Here is a 555-nt window from a genome sequence, read left to right as displayed (position 1 = left end):
TTCTTTAAGCATATTTAAACTTTCAATCAAATCTAATAAATTTTCCTCAAAACCAAACAGGCGTATATTTTTTGAAATTAAATCGTAGCTACGCTTAGGACAAATTGAACTGAAATTTTGCGCCTCCTCTTGATACTCTACTCCTTCTAAAAGCAAGACATCATCGTCTTTTCCAAATTGATTGATAATTGCAATCTCTAATTGTTGATAGGCTAAAATTTTGTGATCTTCACCCATAAGAATAATATCTGCTTCCTCTAGTGAAGAAGCATTTTTATAAGCGATATTCCAATACTGGGAAAGCAGTGTTGTATCTACTGGAACACCTGTATAGTCGACCTCTTCCTCTATTGTTTGTTCGTCACTCTCATTTCCCATCGGAGGAAATGCTGAGATCAGAGAATTAATTCTATGGATTAACGCAGGATCTATTATCGGAAGATTTCCTCTTTGCTCTTCGACTGATAGGCTTAAGGGTTTTCCAAAATTTGGTTCTCTATTTAAAGAAGCAGCATCGCTTGACAAAAACCTTATTTTTCTTTTATTGATCGCTTG

At 34.8% G+C, this 555-nt stretch carries 1 pseudogene; it reads right to left on the bottom strand.

Going from position 1 to position 555, the window contains the following annotated elements:
- Positions 1-525: pseudogene (locus TY19_RS00395) on the bottom strand (hypothetical protein); the annotation flags it as partial.
- Between the last annotated feature and the right edge of the window lie 30 nt (positions 526-555).

Source organism: Candidatus Protochlamydia sp. R18 (assembly GCF_000648255.1).
GTDB classification, from domain to species: Bacteria; Chlamydiota; Chlamydiia; order Chlamydiales; family Parachlamydiaceae; genus Protochlamydia; species Protochlamydia amoebophila.
Note: the sequence above shows the minus strand (reverse complement) of the source record. Positions and strands in the feature narration are given on the sequence as shown.